At 64.8% G+C, this 15379-nt stretch carries 19 protein-coding genes; 8 read left to right on the forward strand and 11 right to left on the reverse strand.

All coding sequences use genetic code 11. From position 1 onward, the window contains the following. The first annotated feature begins 77 nt into the window (after nucleotides 1–77). From efp to RAD04_RS32240, 3 genes are all read left to right on the forward strand, one after another. A complete protein-coding gene (gene efp / locus RAD04_RS32230; protein WP_018323088.1) occupies nucleotides 78–644 on the forward strand; it encodes an elongation factor P in 567 nt (188 codons plus the stop codon). Between the two features lie 21 nt (nucleotides 645–665). Next, the gene (locus RAD04_RS32235; protein ID WP_461627010.1) at nucleotides 666–2288 is read left to right on the forward strand and encodes a M23 family peptidase; all 1623 of its coding nucleotides are present in this window, start codon (nucleotides 666–668) and stop codon (nucleotides 2286–2288) included. A gap of 84 nt (nucleotides 2289–2372) precedes the next feature. Next, nucleotides 2373–3365, forward strand: a complete 993-nt coding sequence (locus RAD04_RS32240) for a DUF808 domain-containing protein (protein WP_461627011.1) — start codon at nucleotides 2373–2375, stop codon at nucleotides 3363–3365. A gap of 7 nt (nucleotides 3366–3372) precedes the next feature. On the opposite strand, the gene RAD04_RS32245 is transcribed toward RAD04_RS32240, so the two are convergent. Then, nucleotides 3373–3876 carry a cupin domain-containing protein gene (locus RAD04_RS32245; RefSeq protein WP_461627012.1) on the reverse strand — a complete coding sequence of 168 codons (504 nt, stop codon included), beginning with the start codon at nucleotides 3874–3876 and terminating at the stop codon, nucleotides 3373–3375. A gap of 21 nt (nucleotides 3877–3897) precedes the next feature. Continuing rightward, nucleotides 3898–4377, reverse strand: coding sequence for a carboxymuconolactone decarboxylase family protein (locus RAD04_RS32250; protein WP_104461446.1), 480 nt, complete (start codon nucleotides 4375–4377; stop codon nucleotides 3898–3900). A 54-nt stretch (nucleotides 4378–4431) separates the two neighbouring features. Here RAD04_RS32250 and RAD04_RS32255 point away from each other — a divergent pair, with 54 nt between their 5' ends. Beyond that, nucleotides 4432–4953 carry a MarR family winged helix-turn-helix transcriptional regulator gene (locus RAD04_RS32255; RefSeq protein WP_461627013.1) on the forward strand — a complete coding sequence of 174 codons (522 nt, stop codon included), beginning with the start codon at nucleotides 4432–4434 and terminating at the stop codon, nucleotides 4951–4953. Nucleotides 4954–4960: 7 nt separating this feature from the next. On the opposite strand, the gene RAD04_RS32260 is transcribed toward RAD04_RS32255, so the two are convergent. The 3 genes from RAD04_RS32260 to RAD04_RS32270 form a co-directional block, all read right to left on the reverse strand. After that, nucleotides 4961–5137 (reverse strand): hypothetical protein, encoded by a 177-nt coding sequence (locus RAD04_RS32260; RefSeq protein ID WP_461627014.1) that lies wholly within the window; start codon nucleotides 5135–5137, stop codon nucleotides 4961–4963. Nucleotides 5138–5219: 82 nt separating this feature from the next. After that, nucleotides 5220–5471 (reverse strand): hypothetical protein, encoded by a 252-nt coding sequence (locus RAD04_RS32265; RefSeq protein ID WP_461627015.1) that lies wholly within the window; start codon nucleotides 5469–5471, stop codon nucleotides 5220–5222. 73 nt (nucleotides 5472–5544) lie between these two features. Continuing rightward, complete coding sequence (locus RAD04_RS32270) at nucleotides 5545–5805, reverse strand: hypothetical protein (protein WP_461618913.1); 261 nt, start codon at nucleotides 5803–5805, stop codon at nucleotides 5545–5547. 148 nt (nucleotides 5806–5953) lie between these two features. On the opposite strand from RAD04_RS32270, the gene RAD04_RS32275 reads away from it, so the two are divergent. Beyond that, nucleotides 5954–7183 (forward strand): lytic murein transglycosylase, encoded by a 1230-nt coding sequence (locus RAD04_RS32275; RefSeq protein WP_461618912.1) that lies wholly within the window; start codon nucleotides 5954–5956, stop codon nucleotides 7181–7183. Between the two features lie 104 nt (nucleotides 7184–7287). On the opposite strand, the gene RAD04_RS32280 is transcribed toward RAD04_RS32275, so the two are convergent. The 3 genes from RAD04_RS32280 to recJ form a co-directional block, all read right to left on the reverse strand. Next, nucleotides 7288–8085, reverse strand: a complete 798-nt coding sequence (locus RAD04_RS32280; RefSeq protein ID WP_461627016.1) for an aldolase — start codon at nucleotides 8083–8085, stop codon at nucleotides 7288–7290. Between the two features lie 95 nt (nucleotides 8086–8180). Further along, nucleotides 8181–8990 carry an SDR family NAD(P)-dependent oxidoreductase gene (locus RAD04_RS32285; RefSeq protein ID WP_461627017.1) on the reverse strand — a complete coding sequence of 270 codons (810 nt, stop codon included), beginning with the start codon at nucleotides 8988–8990 and terminating at the stop codon, nucleotides 8181–8183. Nucleotides 8991–9055: 65 nt separating this feature from the next. Further along, the gene (recJ, locus tag RAD04_RS32290; RefSeq protein WP_461627018.1) at nucleotides 9056–10897 is read right to left on the reverse strand and encodes a single-stranded-DNA-specific exonuclease RecJ; all 1842 of its coding nucleotides are present in this window, start codon (nucleotides 10895–10897) and stop codon (nucleotides 9056–9058) included. 278 nt (nucleotides 10898–11175) lie between these two features. Here recJ and RAD04_RS32295 point away from each other — a divergent pair, with 278 nt between their 5' ends. From RAD04_RS32295 to RAD04_RS32305, 3 genes are all read left to right on the forward strand, one after another. Beyond that, on the forward strand, nucleotides 11176–12252 hold the full coding sequence (locus RAD04_RS32295; RefSeq protein ID WP_461627019.1) for a methyl-accepting chemotaxis protein: 1077 nt from the start codon (nucleotides 11176–11178) through the stop codon (nucleotides 12250–12252). Between the two features lie 364 nt (nucleotides 12253–12616). Continuing rightward, nucleotides 12617–13360, forward strand: coding sequence for an SDR family oxidoreductase (locus RAD04_RS32300; RefSeq protein ID WP_461627020.1), 744 nt, complete (start codon nucleotides 12617–12619; stop codon nucleotides 13358–13360). A 39-nt stretch (nucleotides 13361–13399) separates the two neighbouring features. Further along, nucleotides 13400–13816, forward strand: a complete 417-nt coding sequence (locus RAD04_RS32305) for a cupin domain-containing protein (RefSeq protein WP_461627021.1) — start codon at nucleotides 13400–13402, stop codon at nucleotides 13814–13816. 48 nt (nucleotides 13817–13864) lie between these two features. On the opposite strand, the gene RAD04_RS32310 is transcribed toward RAD04_RS32305, so the two are convergent. From RAD04_RS32310 to RAD04_RS32320, 3 genes are read right to left on the reverse strand one after another with little or no spacing between them, the layout of a single operon-like run. Continuing rightward, nucleotides 13865–14926, reverse strand: a complete 1062-nt coding sequence (locus RAD04_RS32310; protein ID WP_461627022.1) for a glycosyltransferase family 4 protein — start codon at nucleotides 14924–14926, stop codon at nucleotides 13865–13867. Nucleotides 14927–14938: 12 nt separating this feature from the next. Further along, the gene (locus RAD04_RS32315; protein ID WP_283807988.1) at nucleotides 14939–15067 is read right to left on the reverse strand and encodes a hypothetical protein; all 129 of its coding nucleotides are present in this window, start codon (nucleotides 15065–15067) and stop codon (nucleotides 14939–14941) included. Next, the gene (locus RAD04_RS32320) at nucleotides 15061–15276 is read right to left on the reverse strand and encodes a hypothetical protein (protein ID WP_461627023.1); all 216 of its coding nucleotides are present in this window, start codon (nucleotides 15274–15276) and stop codon (nucleotides 15061–15063) included. Before RAD04_RS32320 ends, RAD04_RS32315 begins: the two co-directional genes overlap by 7 nt. Nucleotides 15277–15379 lie beyond the last annotated feature (103 nt).

Below are 15379 nucleotides of genomic sequence, written 5' to 3' on the forward strand. Positions count from 1 at the left end.
GATTTGAGGCCCCAAGTCCCCCATCGAATTGATCACGTCCTGGCCGTTGCCGGGCCAAGCAAGCAGGAAATATAGCTTTGAGAGTCATCGCCAGTTCTATTCGCAAAGGCAACGTGATCGAGCAAGACGGCAAGCTCTATGTCGTCGTCAGCGCCGAAAACATCCACCCCGGCAAGGGTACCCCGGTCAGCCAGATCGAAATGCGCCGAATCTCGGACGGGGTAAAGATCTCCGAGCGCTACAAGACCACCGACCAGGTCGAAAAGGCCACCATTGAAGAGCGCAACTACACGTTCCTGTATGAAGATGGCGACGGCTTCCACTTCATGAACCCGGAGACCTACGACCAGGTCCAGGTTTCCAAGGACGTCGTCGGCGACGCGGCCTCCTATCTTCAGCCGGACATGACCGTCAAGCTGTCGACCCACGACGTCAACGTGGTCTCGCTCGCGCTGCCGCAGCGCGTGACGCTGGAAGTGGTCGAAACCGAGCCGGTGACCAAGGGCCAGACCGCCTCGTCCTCCTACAAGCCGGCGGTGCTTTCCAACGGCGTGCGCACCACCGTGCCGCCGCACATCGCGGTCGGTACCCGCATCGTGGTCATGACCGAGGACGGCTCCTACTCCGAACGCGCCAAGGACTGACGGGGAACAGAGCGATCGCAGGTGCCGCCGGGGGGCGAGACAGTGGTTGGGAAGGGTTTCCGCTTCGTCTCGCTTCTTTTGGCGTCGCTTTCGCTCCTCATTGCCGCTCCGCTCGCTGCGGATGAATTCCGCAGCCCCTCGCTCACGGCCCTGCGCGTCGACTGGCGCGCAGCGCTCGACCAGCTCCGCACCGAGATCAACAGCCGCCCCCGCGTCGCGGACGATTTCATCTTCGCACCTCGCCGTTCGGTGCCGCGCTACGATCCGCGCGCGATGCCCGCCCTGGTGCAGCTCAACGCGGTTTCCTCGCGATTCTTCACCGGCATCACCCGCAGTCCCGTGCCGGTGCTGCTGCCGTTCGACGCCGCCGCTTACCTCGAGGCGCAGCGCAGCGGCGCGACGGCGACGCTCGCGCTGTCGCGCTATCAGGCGGACTTCAATCCCGTCGACATGTTCGATGCCGGCCCCGCCGGTTACAGCGCGACCTTCTCGCTCGAGCCCGGCGCCGGTGAGGGAATGCCCGGCCGGGTGTTCACAAGGCCGGTCGAAGTGCAGATTACGGGCTCGGCGCTCGTCTACGACATCGCCGATCCCTCAGGCGGCAAGGGCGAGCAGATCAAACCGCTCACCGCGCTCTACCCGGACCTGCGCAGGTTCATCCGCGAAGGCTATGTCCGCTACGCTTTCACCCGTTTCGGCGTCGCCTATGTGGTGTCGATCCAGTGCCTCGACAGCGTCGCCAAGCCGCGGCGGCTGGCCTGCAAGGAAGCCTATCCGGTCGCCGAGCGCTTCCTGAAGGCCCTGCGCGTCGCCGGCGGCCAGCGCATGCGACCGTTGACGGACATCGCCTCCAACATCCTCGATCGTCCGGCGGGCCGTTCGCCGGATTTCAGCTACCGGCCGAGCGGCGATATCATCCCGAACACCGGCTACCGCAAGCAAGGCGGCCATCCCGACGCAATGGCCTATGCACAAATCCGCTTTCCGCTCGAAAAGGCACCCGCCTTCATCCGCTCGCAATCCTATGCCAAGCGCGACAAGACGGAGAGCACGACCGCCTATCCCTGGCGCGACAATTTCTGCGAGTCCCGCAGTTTCGAGGTCTGGCAATGCGCGGGCGGTTACGGCCATCAGGGCGAGGACATCCGCGCCGCCGACTGCCCGCCGCCCGGCGAAGGCCGCGAGCCCTGCGATCCCAAGCAACGCGGCGTCGTCGCCGTGCGCGATGCCATCGTGATCCGCGCGTCCAAGGACCAGGCCGCGACGCTGCAAGTCAACAGCCGCACCGAGCACATCCGCTTCCGCTACATGCACATGAATCCGCACGCCATGAACGCCGATGGCGTGCTCAATGGCCGCATCGTCACCGAAGGCGAGAAGATCGGTGTGATCTCGAATTATCTCGACCATCCCGCCGGCACCTCGATGCATCTGCATTTCGACGTGCAGGTGTTCACACGCGACGGCTGGATCTGGGTCAGCCCCTACATCACCCTGGTCTCCGCCTACGAACGCCTGATCCACGCCCGCGGCCGCGAGGTCGGCCCGGAGATCGCGATCACGTCGCAGCCGGTCGCCCATGCGCTGCCGGACGACGTCATCAAGCCGGATCTGCGCGAGGGATCGAGCGGCGAGGAGAATTGAGGGCTTGCTCGCTCCAATGAAGGGCGGTGCAAGAGCTTGTTGTCGCGCGCACCGCCGGCTCAAACAAAAACAGGGATCGGGGTGATGAGTGTCGGACTGATCGGTCTTCTCGACGATATCGCGGCGATTGCAAAGGTGGCAGCGGCCTCGCTCGATGATGTAGCGAGCCAGGCTGCCAAAGCGGGCGCAAAGGCAGCTGGCGTGGTCATCGACGACGCGGCCGTCACGCCGAACTACGTCATCGGTTTTGCCTCGAAGCGCGAACTGCCGATCGTCGGCAAGATTGCGGTCGGATCGCTGCGCAACAAATTGCTGATTTTGCTTCCCGCTGCCCTGCTGCTTGGTTATTTCCTTCCCAGCGCGGTGACGCCGCTGCTCATGCTTGGCGGAGCCTTTCTCTGCTACGAGGGTACCGAGAAAGTGCTCGAAGCCGTGATGCCGCATCATGCGCACCACCACGAAGCCCAACTCGAGCCGATCGCGCTGAATGCCCGGTCGGTCGAGGACGATAAGGTCGCGAGCGCCATCAAGACGGATTTCATCCTGTCGGCGGAGATCATGGCGATCACGCTGGCCGCCATCCCGGCGGGCAGCATCTGGATGCAGGCGCTGGTGCTGGCGCTGGTCGGCTTCGGTATCACGGTCGGGGTCTACGGCGTGGTGGCCCTGATCGTGAAGGCGGACGATGCCGGCCTGGCCCTTGCGGGCTACGACGGCGCCTCAGTCATTGGCGCCGCAATCCGCTCGCTTGGACGCGCGCTCGTCCGCGGTATGCCCACGTTCCTGGCGGTGCTGAGCACCATCGGCACTGCCGCCATGATCTGGGTCGGCGGCGGCATCATCTTGCACGGTATCGAAAAATACGGGCCGCCCGTGGTCGGCCGCACGGTCCATGCCGCAACCGAGGCGGCCGCACACTCCCTTCCATCCATTGCCGGCATCATCGGATGGTCGGTCGAGGCAGCCATCTCAGGCGTGCTTGGACTGCTTGTCGGCGCAGTTGCGATTCCGGCGGTCCAATACGGTCTCTCTCCGGCATGGAAGCGGCTGAGGCGATCGCGGGATCGCGCTTCCTAGCCGTACTCTACTCCAAGAACGTCGTGAGCTGCGCGCCCTCGTCCGCCACGAACACCGCGATCAATTCCGCGAGCTCCGTGGTGCTGGCGTTGGCCGAGACCAGATGCGTCGAGCCCGGCGGTTCGAAGAAGGACTGGCCGACGCCAAACGTCTCGACAGGACCGCCGCCGAGCTGGGAACGGATCTCGCCCTTGGTGACGTAGGCGGTCACGGATCCTGCGTGACGATGCGGGCGCGAGAATCCGCCCGGACCATAGGTCACGCGCACGATGGTGACGCGCTTGCCCGGCACGTTCGGCAATGCGTAGGAGCCGATCGGTTCGACCTTGTCGAGCGGCGAGCTCTCCGCCGCCGTGGCGCAGAGCGGCGCCAGCGCGCCGGAGACGGCATCCATCGTCACCGGCAGCGCCTTGCCGATCGCCAGCGCACAGGCCAGCCCCGCAACGACGGCGAACGCCGTCGAACGTGACGGCCCCGGACGCTGCACGGCAGATAAACTCATTGCTGTCATTATGACCTCCCTTTGTGCCAATCAGGATGCCGCGGCATTCGCGGCCACCGGCCGCGGCGCCGGCGTCCAGCGAAACGCAGCCCCGAAACGGTTCCAGACGTTGATCGAGGCGACCGCCGAGGTCAGGTACATCAGCTCCGTCTCGGAAAACTCCCGGGCAGCTTCGGCATAGACGTCCTCGCTGACGCCGTCGGGCAGGACGGTCAGCGCCTCGGCCCATGCCAGCGCGGCACGCTCGCGCGGCGAAAAGATCGGCGCCTCGCGCCAGACCGCGACCAAATGGAGCTTGTCGACGGGAACGCCGATCCGCTCCGACAGCAGGACATGATGCTGCACGCAGAAGGCGCAGCCGTTGATCTGCGAGGCGCGCAGCTTGACGAGCTCGATGAGTTGCTTGTCGAGGCCGGCCTTGGTCGCAAGCTGACCGAGCGCCAGCACCAGATCGTAGACGTCGGGCGCGATCTTCTTGAAATCCTCGTATTCGCTACGGGCATGTGACATTGCGGTTCACCTCGTCTTATTATAAGATTGCTTACATCTTATAAGAGCACTTACATGATACGCAAGACACCCGGTATCACGAGATCGAAATCCCGGGACAAAACTGCCGAGCCTGGTCCCGTGCACGTGCCCGCCCCGGGCGAAGGCAAGCGCGGCGAGCAGGGCTATCTCGGCTATCTCTTGCGACAGGCCAATGCAGCTGTCCGTCTGACGATGGAGCGGACGCTCGCAGACCTCGGCGTGACGTCGCCACAATTTGCCGTGCTGACGATGCTGAATGCCTATCCGGGACTATCGGGTGCCGATGTAGCCCGCCTCACCTTCCTCACGCCACAGACGGTCGGGGTCATCATCCGCAACCTCGAACGCGACGGCGCGATTCTGATGACGCCTCATCCCGTCCACGGCCGTATCCAGCAATGGACGCTGACCAAGCGCGGAACGACGTTGTTGAAGGCGTGCAGAGAACGCGTGATCGCGCTGGAGAAGCGTCTGGCTGGCGGCCTCGATGCCAAGGCCGAGGCGAGCATTCGCCGCTGGCTCGCCAACGTCGCGACGGAGTTGCAGGGGGACTAGGTGTGGTCTAGTCGCCGTCTCCTCCGTCACACCCGCCGGCGTCCGAGAAATTGCCACCCGCACCGCCATCGCCGCCCTGAATACCGCGGCCAAGGTTCTCGGCGATGATCATCAGAACGACGACGAAGAGCCCGGCGCCGAAGGGCCAGGGATTGGTACGGATGATGTCGAACAGCTCCCGCATGCCGCATCTTACGCAGGCGGAAGCGAACCGACCGTAAAACGACAGGTCAGAAGTCAGGGATATCGCGAAGCGCGGGAGCCGACTACCCGCCCTTCAACATTTTCTTAACCTCACCGTCGACCCAGGTCTCGTCTGCCGCGATCACCCTTACGCGGCTGTCGTCGGTGGCATTCACCAGCACATGCGAACTCACCCGGTCGGCGCTTTGCTCGAGGTGCAAATCGGTCTCGGGCTTCCAACTCAGCGTGGTCGCGAGATCGCCGGGAAAGATCTGCCATTGCGATCCGTCGTCGAGTTCGACGACATGGCTTTCCGCATGCGTGTGTATCTTCATTCCACCCCGAATGTTCGATGAACGGACTGCATGCGAAAGGCGGGCCCCGACGCTCCGCCGGGGCCCTGCTCCGTCAGTCGTTGTCGTGATGAATTACGGTCTTGCTGCGATTGCCGAATTCATCCTGCTTCTTGATCACCGTGGTGCGATCAGAGGGCTCGCGCTCCCTGATGACGGTGGTGCGGTCGCGATCGCGATCCCGCTCACGATACTCGTGGGACTGACCGACCGTCACGCCGGCGCCAACCGGGCCGACGTGAACGCCGACTTCATCAGCGAACGCGGGCGTCGCGACGGCGGTGATCATGGCGGCGGCAAACAGATATTTCCTCATCATCATCTCCTCCTTCCGGATATGGAGGGAATGCAGGACTGCGACAGTTTGTTCCGACAGAAACATGATCCCGGGCCACGCAGAATCAGCCGCGCGGCTGTTCCAGGAACCGACCCACACCGGCCATGTTTCGGGCTACAATGTGCCCATGACGCACGCTGATTCCTCCCTCCATCCGACTCGCCGCAGCCTGCTGCAATCGACGTTCGGTGCAGCCGCTTTGCTCGCATTCCCGACACGCGTCCTCGCCGCGCCTCCAGGCTTCGACGAATGGCGCGAGAGCTTTCGCGCACGTGCGATGGCCAAGGGCATTTCGGCCGCGACATGGCAACGCGCGATGGGACGGGTCGAGCCCGACATGAGCGTGTTCAAGCAGATGCGCAGCCAGCCCGAATTCCACGAGCAGGTCTGGCAATACATCAACCGTCGCGTCTCCGACTGGCGCATCATCAACGGCAAGATCGCGCTGAAGAACAACGAGGCGCTGCTGGCGCGCATCGAGCGGGACTTCGGCGTCGAGCGCGGCACGCTGCTGGCGCTGTGGGGCGTCGAGTCCGCTTATGGCGACCCCCTGGTGCAGCAGAACCACATGACGCCGGTGTTTCCCTCGCTCGCCGCGCTCGCCTGGAACGAGCCGCGCCGCAAGGCCTATTGGGAGACCGAGCTGATCAATGCGCTGCGCATCGTCGACAAGGGCTGGAGCACGCCGGAGCAGATGCAGGGATCCTGGGCCGGCGCGATGGGCCATTCGCAATGGATGCCGGAAGTCTGGCTCAATGTCGGCATCGACTATGACGGCGATGGCAAGGTCTCGCCCTTCGGCAAGCCCGACGACGCGTTGGGTTCGACCGCAAAATATCTCGTCAACCGCGGCAAATGGCATCGCGGCGAGCATTGGGGCTATGAGGTGCGCGCCGCCGGCAATATGAGCGGCAGCCGCACCTATGCGGCTTGGGCGTCAGCCGGCGTCACCCGAGCCGACGGCCAGCCGTTCCCGCAGCCGAACGCATCCGCGCAAATGTGGACACCGGTTGCGGGCGGACCGACCTTCCTGCTCGGACCGAATTTCTACTCGGTGAAGAGCTACAACCCTTCCATGAACTATGCGCTCGCGATCTGCCATCTCGGCGACCGCTGCCTGGGGGCGCCGCCCTTCATCCAGCCCTTCCCCGGCTCCGAGCGCGCGCTGACGCTCGCCGAGGTGCAGGAGATGCAGACGCGATTGACGAAAGCCGGTTTCGACACCGGCGGCACCGACGGCCGGGTCGGTAACGACACCATGAAGGCGATCAAGGATTTCCAGCAGCGCGCGGGGATTGCGCCAGCGGACGGCTATGGCGGGCTGAAGGTGCTGGCCAAGCTGCGGCAGGGGTCGTAGGGACCCAGTCATTCCGGGGCTCGCGCAGCGAGAACCCGGAATCTCGCGCCACATCTCTGGATTCCGGGTTCAAGGCTTTGCCTTGCCCCGGAACGACACTGTGGTCAGTGCCGGTACTGCGGCTCCTCCGCGTCGAGCTGCCTGCGGATCGCGGCGAGATGGAGCCGGGCGGATTCGGAATCGCCTTCGCGCATCTGCCTGTAGGTCTCGGCCGCGATCGCGGGATCGACCGGCTGCACCTTCCGTCCCGTCGACATCGCCAGCACTTGCACTTCGGCGGCGCGTTCGAGGTAATAGAGATCGTCCCAGGCTTCCGCGATGGTGGACGCCAGCACCATCACGCCGTGATGCTTCATGAAGACGATGTCGGCATCGCCGATGGCGGATGCGATGCGCGCACCTTCCTGGTTGTCGAGCGCGAGGCCGTTGTAGTCGCGATCGACCGCGGTACGGCCGTAGAATTTCAGCGCGGTCTGGCCGGCCCAGATCAAGGGATCGCCTTCGGTCATCGACAGCGCCGTCGCATAGGGCATGTGGGTGTGGAATGCGACCTTGGCGCGCGGCAGGCGCTTGTGCATCTCGGCATGGATGTAGAACGCGGTCGCCTCCGGCACGCCCTCGCCGTCGAGCACATTGCCGTGGAAATCGCAGATCAGCAGCATTGAGGCGGTGATCTCGCGAAAGGCATAGCCATAGGGATTGACGAGAAACAGATCGTCATGACCGGGTACCACAGCCGAGAAGTGGTTGCAGATGCCTTCCTCAAAACCGTTGCGCGCCGCCATGCGGAAGCAGGCGGCGAGATCCTCGCGTGCGGTGCGGATTGCATCGGTGGCGAGGTCCGGCCGGTTCGAGCGGAATGGCGCTGACGCGGGTGAGGAAGCGTGAAGGCTGTGCGCCAAGGCGAAGGACACCTCTGTCGGTCGAAAGCTGCCGTCTTGTACAGGGGCTGCGCCTGCGCGTCAGCCCCTGCGACCGCCACCCTGCCCTGCGCGGCTCAGGTCCGCCGCGGCACGCCGCCGGCATTCATGCCGCCGTCGATGACGAGCTCGCTGCCGGTAACGTAGCGCGAGGCATCGGAGGCCAGATACAGCACGCCGGAGGCGATCTCCGCCGCCTGCCCTGCGCGGGCGAGCGGCGTTGCGACCTTGGCGCGCTCCTCGGGATCGATCGGCGCGTTCTGGCCGGCGCCGGTCGCACCGGTCGGGATCTTGCCCCAGATCGGGGTATCGATGATGCCGGGATGCACGGAATTGACCCGGATGCCGTCGCCGGCCGCCGCGCATTCCATCGCAATCGATTTGGCGAACAGCCGCACGCCGCCCTTGGTCGCCGAATAGGCCGACAGGCCCGGCGCGCCGCGCAGGCCCGCGAGCGAGGACATCATGACGATCGAGCCGCCGCCGTGCTTGCGCATCAGCGGCAGGCAATGCTTGACCGAGAGAAACACGCCGTCGAGGTTGATCGCATTCTGCTTGCGCCAGTCGGCGAGGGTCATGTCGACGATCGATGGCACGGAGATGCCGATGCCGGCATTGGAGACGAGAATATCAAGCCGACCGTAGCGCTTAGCGATTTCGGCGACGATATCGATCCAGCGCTCCTCGCTGGTGACGTCCTGCTCCAGGAAGATCGCCTTGCCGCCGGCTTTCGTCACGCGCTTGGCGAGTTCGGGCCCGCGCAGCTCATCGATGTCGGTGATGACAACAGTCGCGCCCTCGCGCACGAACAGCTCGACGATGGCCTCGCCGATACCCGAGGCACCGCCGGTCACCAGCGCGACCTTGCCCTCAACCTGCCCTGCCATGTTCACTCCCTTTTTTGTTGTTTGAGCGACGTATTTTGTGTCGTCTGAGCTGGTCAGATCTTGCGTTATCTAATCACGGATGGCCCCTGGTCCGGTAGCGCGACGTCGATGACGCGGAATTGCACCCGCTCGACGCCCTGGTAGCGATCGACCGAGAGCGAGCCGGCGACATGCAATTGCTGGCCGCGGTTGGCCAGCAGCGCGTTGCCGAGCTTCTGCCCGACCGAGCGGAACGCGATGCCGTTGACGATGGCGCCATCGCCCGACTTGAAGCGCAGACGCAGATGCGCCTGCCCGACCTCGTCGGCAAAGACGAGCTGGTGCGCCGGCAGCGCCAGCACGGCTTCCGGATTGCCGCTGCCGAACGGACCGGCACGGTTCAGCGTCGCCGCAAGCTCCGTCGTCACGGCGCGCGCGGAGACGGCGCCGTCGATATAGAGCTCGTTGACGTGGCGCGCCTCGGCGATGTCCTGCGCCAGCGCATTTTCGAGATAGGCTCGAAACTCGGCGAGCTTCTCTTTCCGCAACGTCACGCCCGCGGCCATCGCGTGGCCGCCGCCCTTGAGCAGAATGCCGTCAGTGACCGCCTGCCGCACGGCCTTGCCGATATCGACGCCCGCGATCGAGCGGCCCGAGCCGGTGCCGATGCCGCCGGGCTCGAGGGCAATGGCGAAAGCGGGCCGCGAAAACTTTTCCTTCAGCCGGGAGGCAACGAGGCCGACGACGCCGGGGTGCCAGCCTTCGGACGCCGTGACGATGACGCCGAGCTTGTCCTCGAGCCCGATCGAGGCCAGCGCCTCGGCTTCGGCTTGCGCTTCGGCCGCCTGCTCGATGACGCGGCGCTCGCCGTTGAGGCGGTCGAGCTCGGCCGCGATCCGCGCGGCCTCGACGCCGTCGCCTTCCAGCAATAACCGCACACCGAGATCGGCGCGGCCGATGCGGCCGCCGGCATTGATGCGAGGCCCCAGCATGAAGCCGAGATGCCAGGCCTCCGGCGGCCCGTTGAGCCGCGCGACGTCCATCAAGGCGGTATGACCGACATGGTCGCGCCGCCGCATCGCGATCAGCCCCTTGGCGACGAAAGCGCGGTTGAGACCGATCAGCGGCGCGACGTCGGCAACCGTGCCGAGCGCGACGTGGTGCAACATGCCGAGCAGATCGGGCTCGGGCATCTCCGCGCTCCAGAAACCGCGCTGACGCAGCTCGCGGTTGACCGCGACGAGCGTCACCAGCACGAGACCTACAGCGGCGAGATGGCCGAGGCCGGAGAGATCGTCGAGCCGGTTCGGATTGACCAGCGCGTCAACCTCCGGCAGCTCGGTGCCGGCCTGGTGATGGTCGATCACGACGACGGACATGCCGAGGCGCTTGGCTTCCGCCAGCGGCTCTATGCTGGTGGTACCGCAATCGACGGTGACGAGCAGCGTGGCGCCCTTGGCCGCCAGCCCGCGAACGGCTTCGACATTGGGGCCATAGCCCTCGAAAATACGGTCGGGAATGTGGATCAGCGGATCGAGCCCGCAATGGCGCAGGTGCCAGGCGAGCAGCGCCGCCGAGGTCGCGCCGTCGACGTCGTAATCGCCGAAAATCGCGACCTTCTCGCCCTTCGCCGCCGCATCCGCGATCCGCTTCGCCGCGGCCTCCATCTCCGTCACGGTAAACGGGTCCGGTAGGAGCTTGCGGATGGTCGGATCGAGGAAGTCGGCGACTGCGTCGATATCGACGCCGCGGCCGGCCAGCACCCGGGCCAACAGCTCGGGAAGCTGGTGCCGCTGCACCATCGCGAGCGCCTGGGCCGCTCCGCGGGGATCCAGCCGGTCGCGCCAGAGCTTGTCGGTCAGCGAGCGCGCGACGCCGAGAAACGCCTGGGGCGCTTCGACGGGCAAGGCGGTTGCAGGCGGCGTCATGGGTCGCAATTGGTTTGAGGAACCCGGAGCCGACGGTAACGCGTCGGTCCGGCTTGCAGGACGATTGACCCGGAATCCCCTGGGATTTGCAATCTCCGCGCCGCACAAAGCGGTGGATTGCCGATTTGCTGCGCCGACTGACTATCATTTGGGCATTCGGCGGAACAGCAAATTAAGCAGGCGTTAGGCGGAATCCTCGAAAAAGAATCGTATTCGATCTGTAAGCGATTGTACCGGGTTCATTGCAGATCAGACCTCATTGCCAAGGGAAATCCCCGATGTCTGCTGCGCTGGGTCTGAAAGCCAAGCCGATCGCCACCGAACCCGCTGACGACGATTCCGACATCTCCGCGCTGATCAACCGCCTGACCGCGGAGGTCAACCAGATCGCGGTCGACAAGACCAAGTCGATCCAGCAGATCACCAACCAGATGAAGATGCTGGCGCTGAACGCGCTGATCGAGAGCTCGCGCGCCGGTGCGCAAGGCGCGGGCTTTGCGGTGGTGGCGCAGGAGGTGCGCGGCGTCGGCCAGCAGGTCGAGACCATCGCACGCGAGCTCGAAAGCCAGCTGACGAAGCGCACCGGCGATCTCGTCGCCTCGATCGACCGCATGAGCCAGCGCTCGCGCGGCGAGCGGATGGTCGACCTGTCGCTCAACGCCATCGAGCTGATCGACCGCAACCTCTATGAGCGCACCTGCGACGTGCGCTGGTGGGCGACCGATTCCGCCGTGGTCGATTGCGCGGCCTCGCCGACCGCCGCAGCGGTGTCGCACGCCTCGCAGCGCCTGGGCGTGATCCTCGGTGCCTACACGGTCTATCTCGATCTCTGGCTCTGCGACCTCGACGGCAACGTCATCGCCAACGGCCGCGCCGATCGCTTTCGCGTGGTCGGCCAGAACGTCGCCCACACCAAATGGTTTCGCGAGGCGCGAACCTTGCGCTCCGGTGACGATTACGTCGCCGGCGACGTCGAGAACCAGCCGCTGCTCGGCAATGCGCAGGTGGCGACCTATTGCGCCAGCGTCCGCGCCGGCGGTCAGGCCCACGGCGCTCCGATTGGCGTGCTCGCCATCCACTTCGACTGGGAGGCGCAGGCTCGCGCCATCGTGCAGGGCGTGCGCGTCGGCGACACCGACAAGGCCCGCGTCCTGCTGGTCGATTCGAACCTCCGCATCATCGCGGCGTCCGACGGTCAGGGCATCCTCAGCGAGCGCATCTCGATCTCGCTGAACGGCCAGCGCTCCGGCTTCTACCATGACCGCTCGGGCGCCCTGGTCGCGTTCCATGCGACGCCGGGTTATGAGACCTATCGCGGGCTCGGCTGGTACGGCGTGATCATCTGCGGGGCGTGAGACAGCCGGCCGATTCAAAAACCCGAAAACAACCCCATGCACAGTAGCCAAACGGCTGCTTTCATTGGTGTTTTCAACCGGGTTTGCCTTTCTTGTTCTCTCAAACATTTTGACAAGTCGGGCAAAACACTGGCACTCTGCGATCATCGCAGAGTGTGTTTGCGGCACGAGGGAATGACCCTAGCGGTTTTGTGAAATCGCACCCCGGCTTCTGAAGCATTTTCCGGCAAGCCGCGCCCGTAACAGGCAAGAGCCCCGCGCCCTTGATCGAATAGAGTCGCTTCGCATCACGTTAATCGACGTGAGCGCGCGAGTCCGCCCTGGCTAATCATCTCGCGCTCGTCACATGCCAAGGAGACATGCCATGAAGATCGTCGTGATCGGCGGAACCGGATTGATCGGATCCAAGCTCGTGGCGAAGCTCAAACAGCAGGGCCACGACGCGGTGGCGGCCTCGCCGAGATCAGGCGTGAACGCCGTGACCGGGGAAGGCCTCGCTGCGGCGCTGGCGGGCGCGGATGTTGTCGTCGACGTGGCCAACGCGCCGTCCTGGGAGCCCGCCGCCGTGCTCGAATTCTTCGAGCGCTCGAGCCGAAATCTCGCCGCGACCGAGGTCGCCGCAGCCGTCAAGCATCACGTTGCGCTCTCGATCGTGGGGACCGATCGCTCGCCCGACATCGCGTATTTCCGTGCCAAGCTTGCCCAGGAGACCATCGTGAAGGCCTCCACGGTCCCCTACTCCATCGTCCGCGCCACGCAGTTCTTCGAATTCCTCGGCGCCATTGGCGAGGCGGGAGCGGCCGGAGACAAGATCGTCGTTCCATCGGCGCTGTTTCAGCCGATCGCCGCCGACGACGTGGTCGATTGCCTCGCAGAGATCGCAACGGGGCGGCCGCTGAATGGCACCATCGACATCGCAGGCCCCGAGAAGGCTCCCTTCAATGAGTTCGTCGCGCGCCGCCAGAAAGCCTCCGGCGACAGCCGTACGGTGGTCGGCGACCCAAAAGCGCAATATTACGGCGCCTCCATTCAGGACACATCGCTGAACCCGCTCGGCGAGGCTCGGCTCGGGAAGACGCCGCTCGCAACATGGCTCGCGCGCCTCTGAGACTTGCAATTACGAACCTATCGCAGTGAAGGAACTCCCATGCGCAGATTGCTGATTGCAACAGCGGTTTATGCCGTCTCATCGCTGACGGCCTATGCAGCCGAGCCGGCGGCCCCACTGGCGAAAGTCACCGTCGTATTCGACCAGGCGCTGCCCAATGTCCCCGGCAAGAGCATGAAGGGCGTGCTGGTCGAGTATGGTCCCGGAGGCTCGTCGCCGGCCCACATCCACGCGCCCTCCGCCTTCATCTATGCCACCGTCCTGGAAGGCGCGATCCGCAGTCAGGTCAATGACGGCCCGGCCAAGGTCTTTCACAAGGGGGAGAATTTCTCCGAAAACCCCGGCGACCGCCACGGCATCAGCGCGAACGCCAGCGATACCGAGCCCGCCAAGCTGCTGGCCGTGTTCGTGGTGGATACGGCCGACAAGGAGCTGACGATGCCCATGCCGAAATAGCCTGCAGACGCACTCCCGCCGGGGCCGGGTTCTTATTCGAAAGGGTCTTCATGTTTCCGTCCGCTGCGTGTTGAAGTCTCGATCTGTGGCGGCAATCAGCGCGCGATACCGATCTTCGTACTGTCGCGCCATTCGGCGTGCGGTGAAGCGTTCCTCAAAGCGGGCGCGCACCCTCTTTCGATCCAGCTTGCTCAATTCGCCGACCGCCTTGACCGCCTGATCCTCGTTCTCGACGATGAAGCCGGTCACACCGTGCTCGATCACCTCAGGGACGGAGCCGGAGCGGTAAGCGATCACAGGCGTTCCGCAGGCCATCGCCTCGATCATGACCAGCCCGAAAGGCTCCGGCCAATCGATCGGAAATAGCAGCGCGGCGGCTTTGTCGAGGAAGGCCTGCTTCTTCACGTCATCGACTTCGCCGACAAGCTGGATCTTCTCGCCATCGATTTGAGGCTCGATATGCTTCTTGAAATAGGCGGTCTCCGCGCGCGGAATCTTCGCGGCGATGCGCAGAGGCATCCGGGCCGCGTGCGCGATGCGGATTGCGTCCTCGGGCCCCTTCTCGGCCGTCAGGCGACCGAGAAACGCCAGATAGGCCCCCTCCTCATAGGAGGGGCGCAACAGCTCCGGCGGCAATCCGTGCTGAATCGTTCCCACCCACTTCGCATCCGGAAGCGGCTGGCGCTGATGATCGGAGATCGACACGAAACCAGCCTCGGGGAATTGCCGAACCAATTCGGGCAACCCAGGCAAGTCGAGGCGACCGTGCATGGTCGTCATGAACGGCACGCCAAGCCGACTGAGCAACGGGAGTTGCAGCCAGTCGATATGCGCGTGGATCACATCGAAATCCCTCGCCCGCTTCGCGATCGCTTCGAGCAGCATTGCGTTGGCCGCACCCGGATCCGCGCCCTTTCGGCCGAGTCGCAGCGCGCGTGGCCATACCGGGTGAAGCTTGCCGGTCGTGCGGGAGTCGCCGCTCGCAAACAGCGTGACGTCGTGTCCAAGCTTGACGAGCTCATCGACCAGCCAAGCCACCACCCGCTCGGTGCCGCCGTAGAGCTTTGGAGGGACGCTTTCGGCCAGGGGAGCAAGCTGAGCGATGCGCATGACAGCCCGCCGCTATACCGCTGACCGGACGATCAGCACGATGGTCGCGGACAGAAGGTTCGAGATCGCGAGCAGCGTCCACTGCGGCCTCGCGCTTGCGCTCGCCAGGCGGCACGCGAGGCTCTCAATCAGGCTCAGCATGAGTCGTCCGAAAGCCGCTCGAGATAGGCAAGCCCGAAACCCGTGAGCTCCTGGGCATCGCCGTTACTCTCGCGCGCTTCCCGTCTCCCTCGCAAATGACGCTCGAGCAGGCAGCGACGGCCGTCTGCAGCATCGACATCGCGATGCCGGGCGCGGTACACGCACCAAGCGGTATCGACCGCCGTTCGTAGCGGGTCGTCGTCGACCATGCTCCCAGCTCCGACCTGGAGATATCCATGGGACGCCAACTCGTCGTGAGGGCGGAAGTTTCCAGTTTTTCCCGAAAGTCTAATCCTACCCGCAAGGCGAGCG

This window comes from Bradyrhizobium sp. 25ACV, from assembly GCF_054863005.1.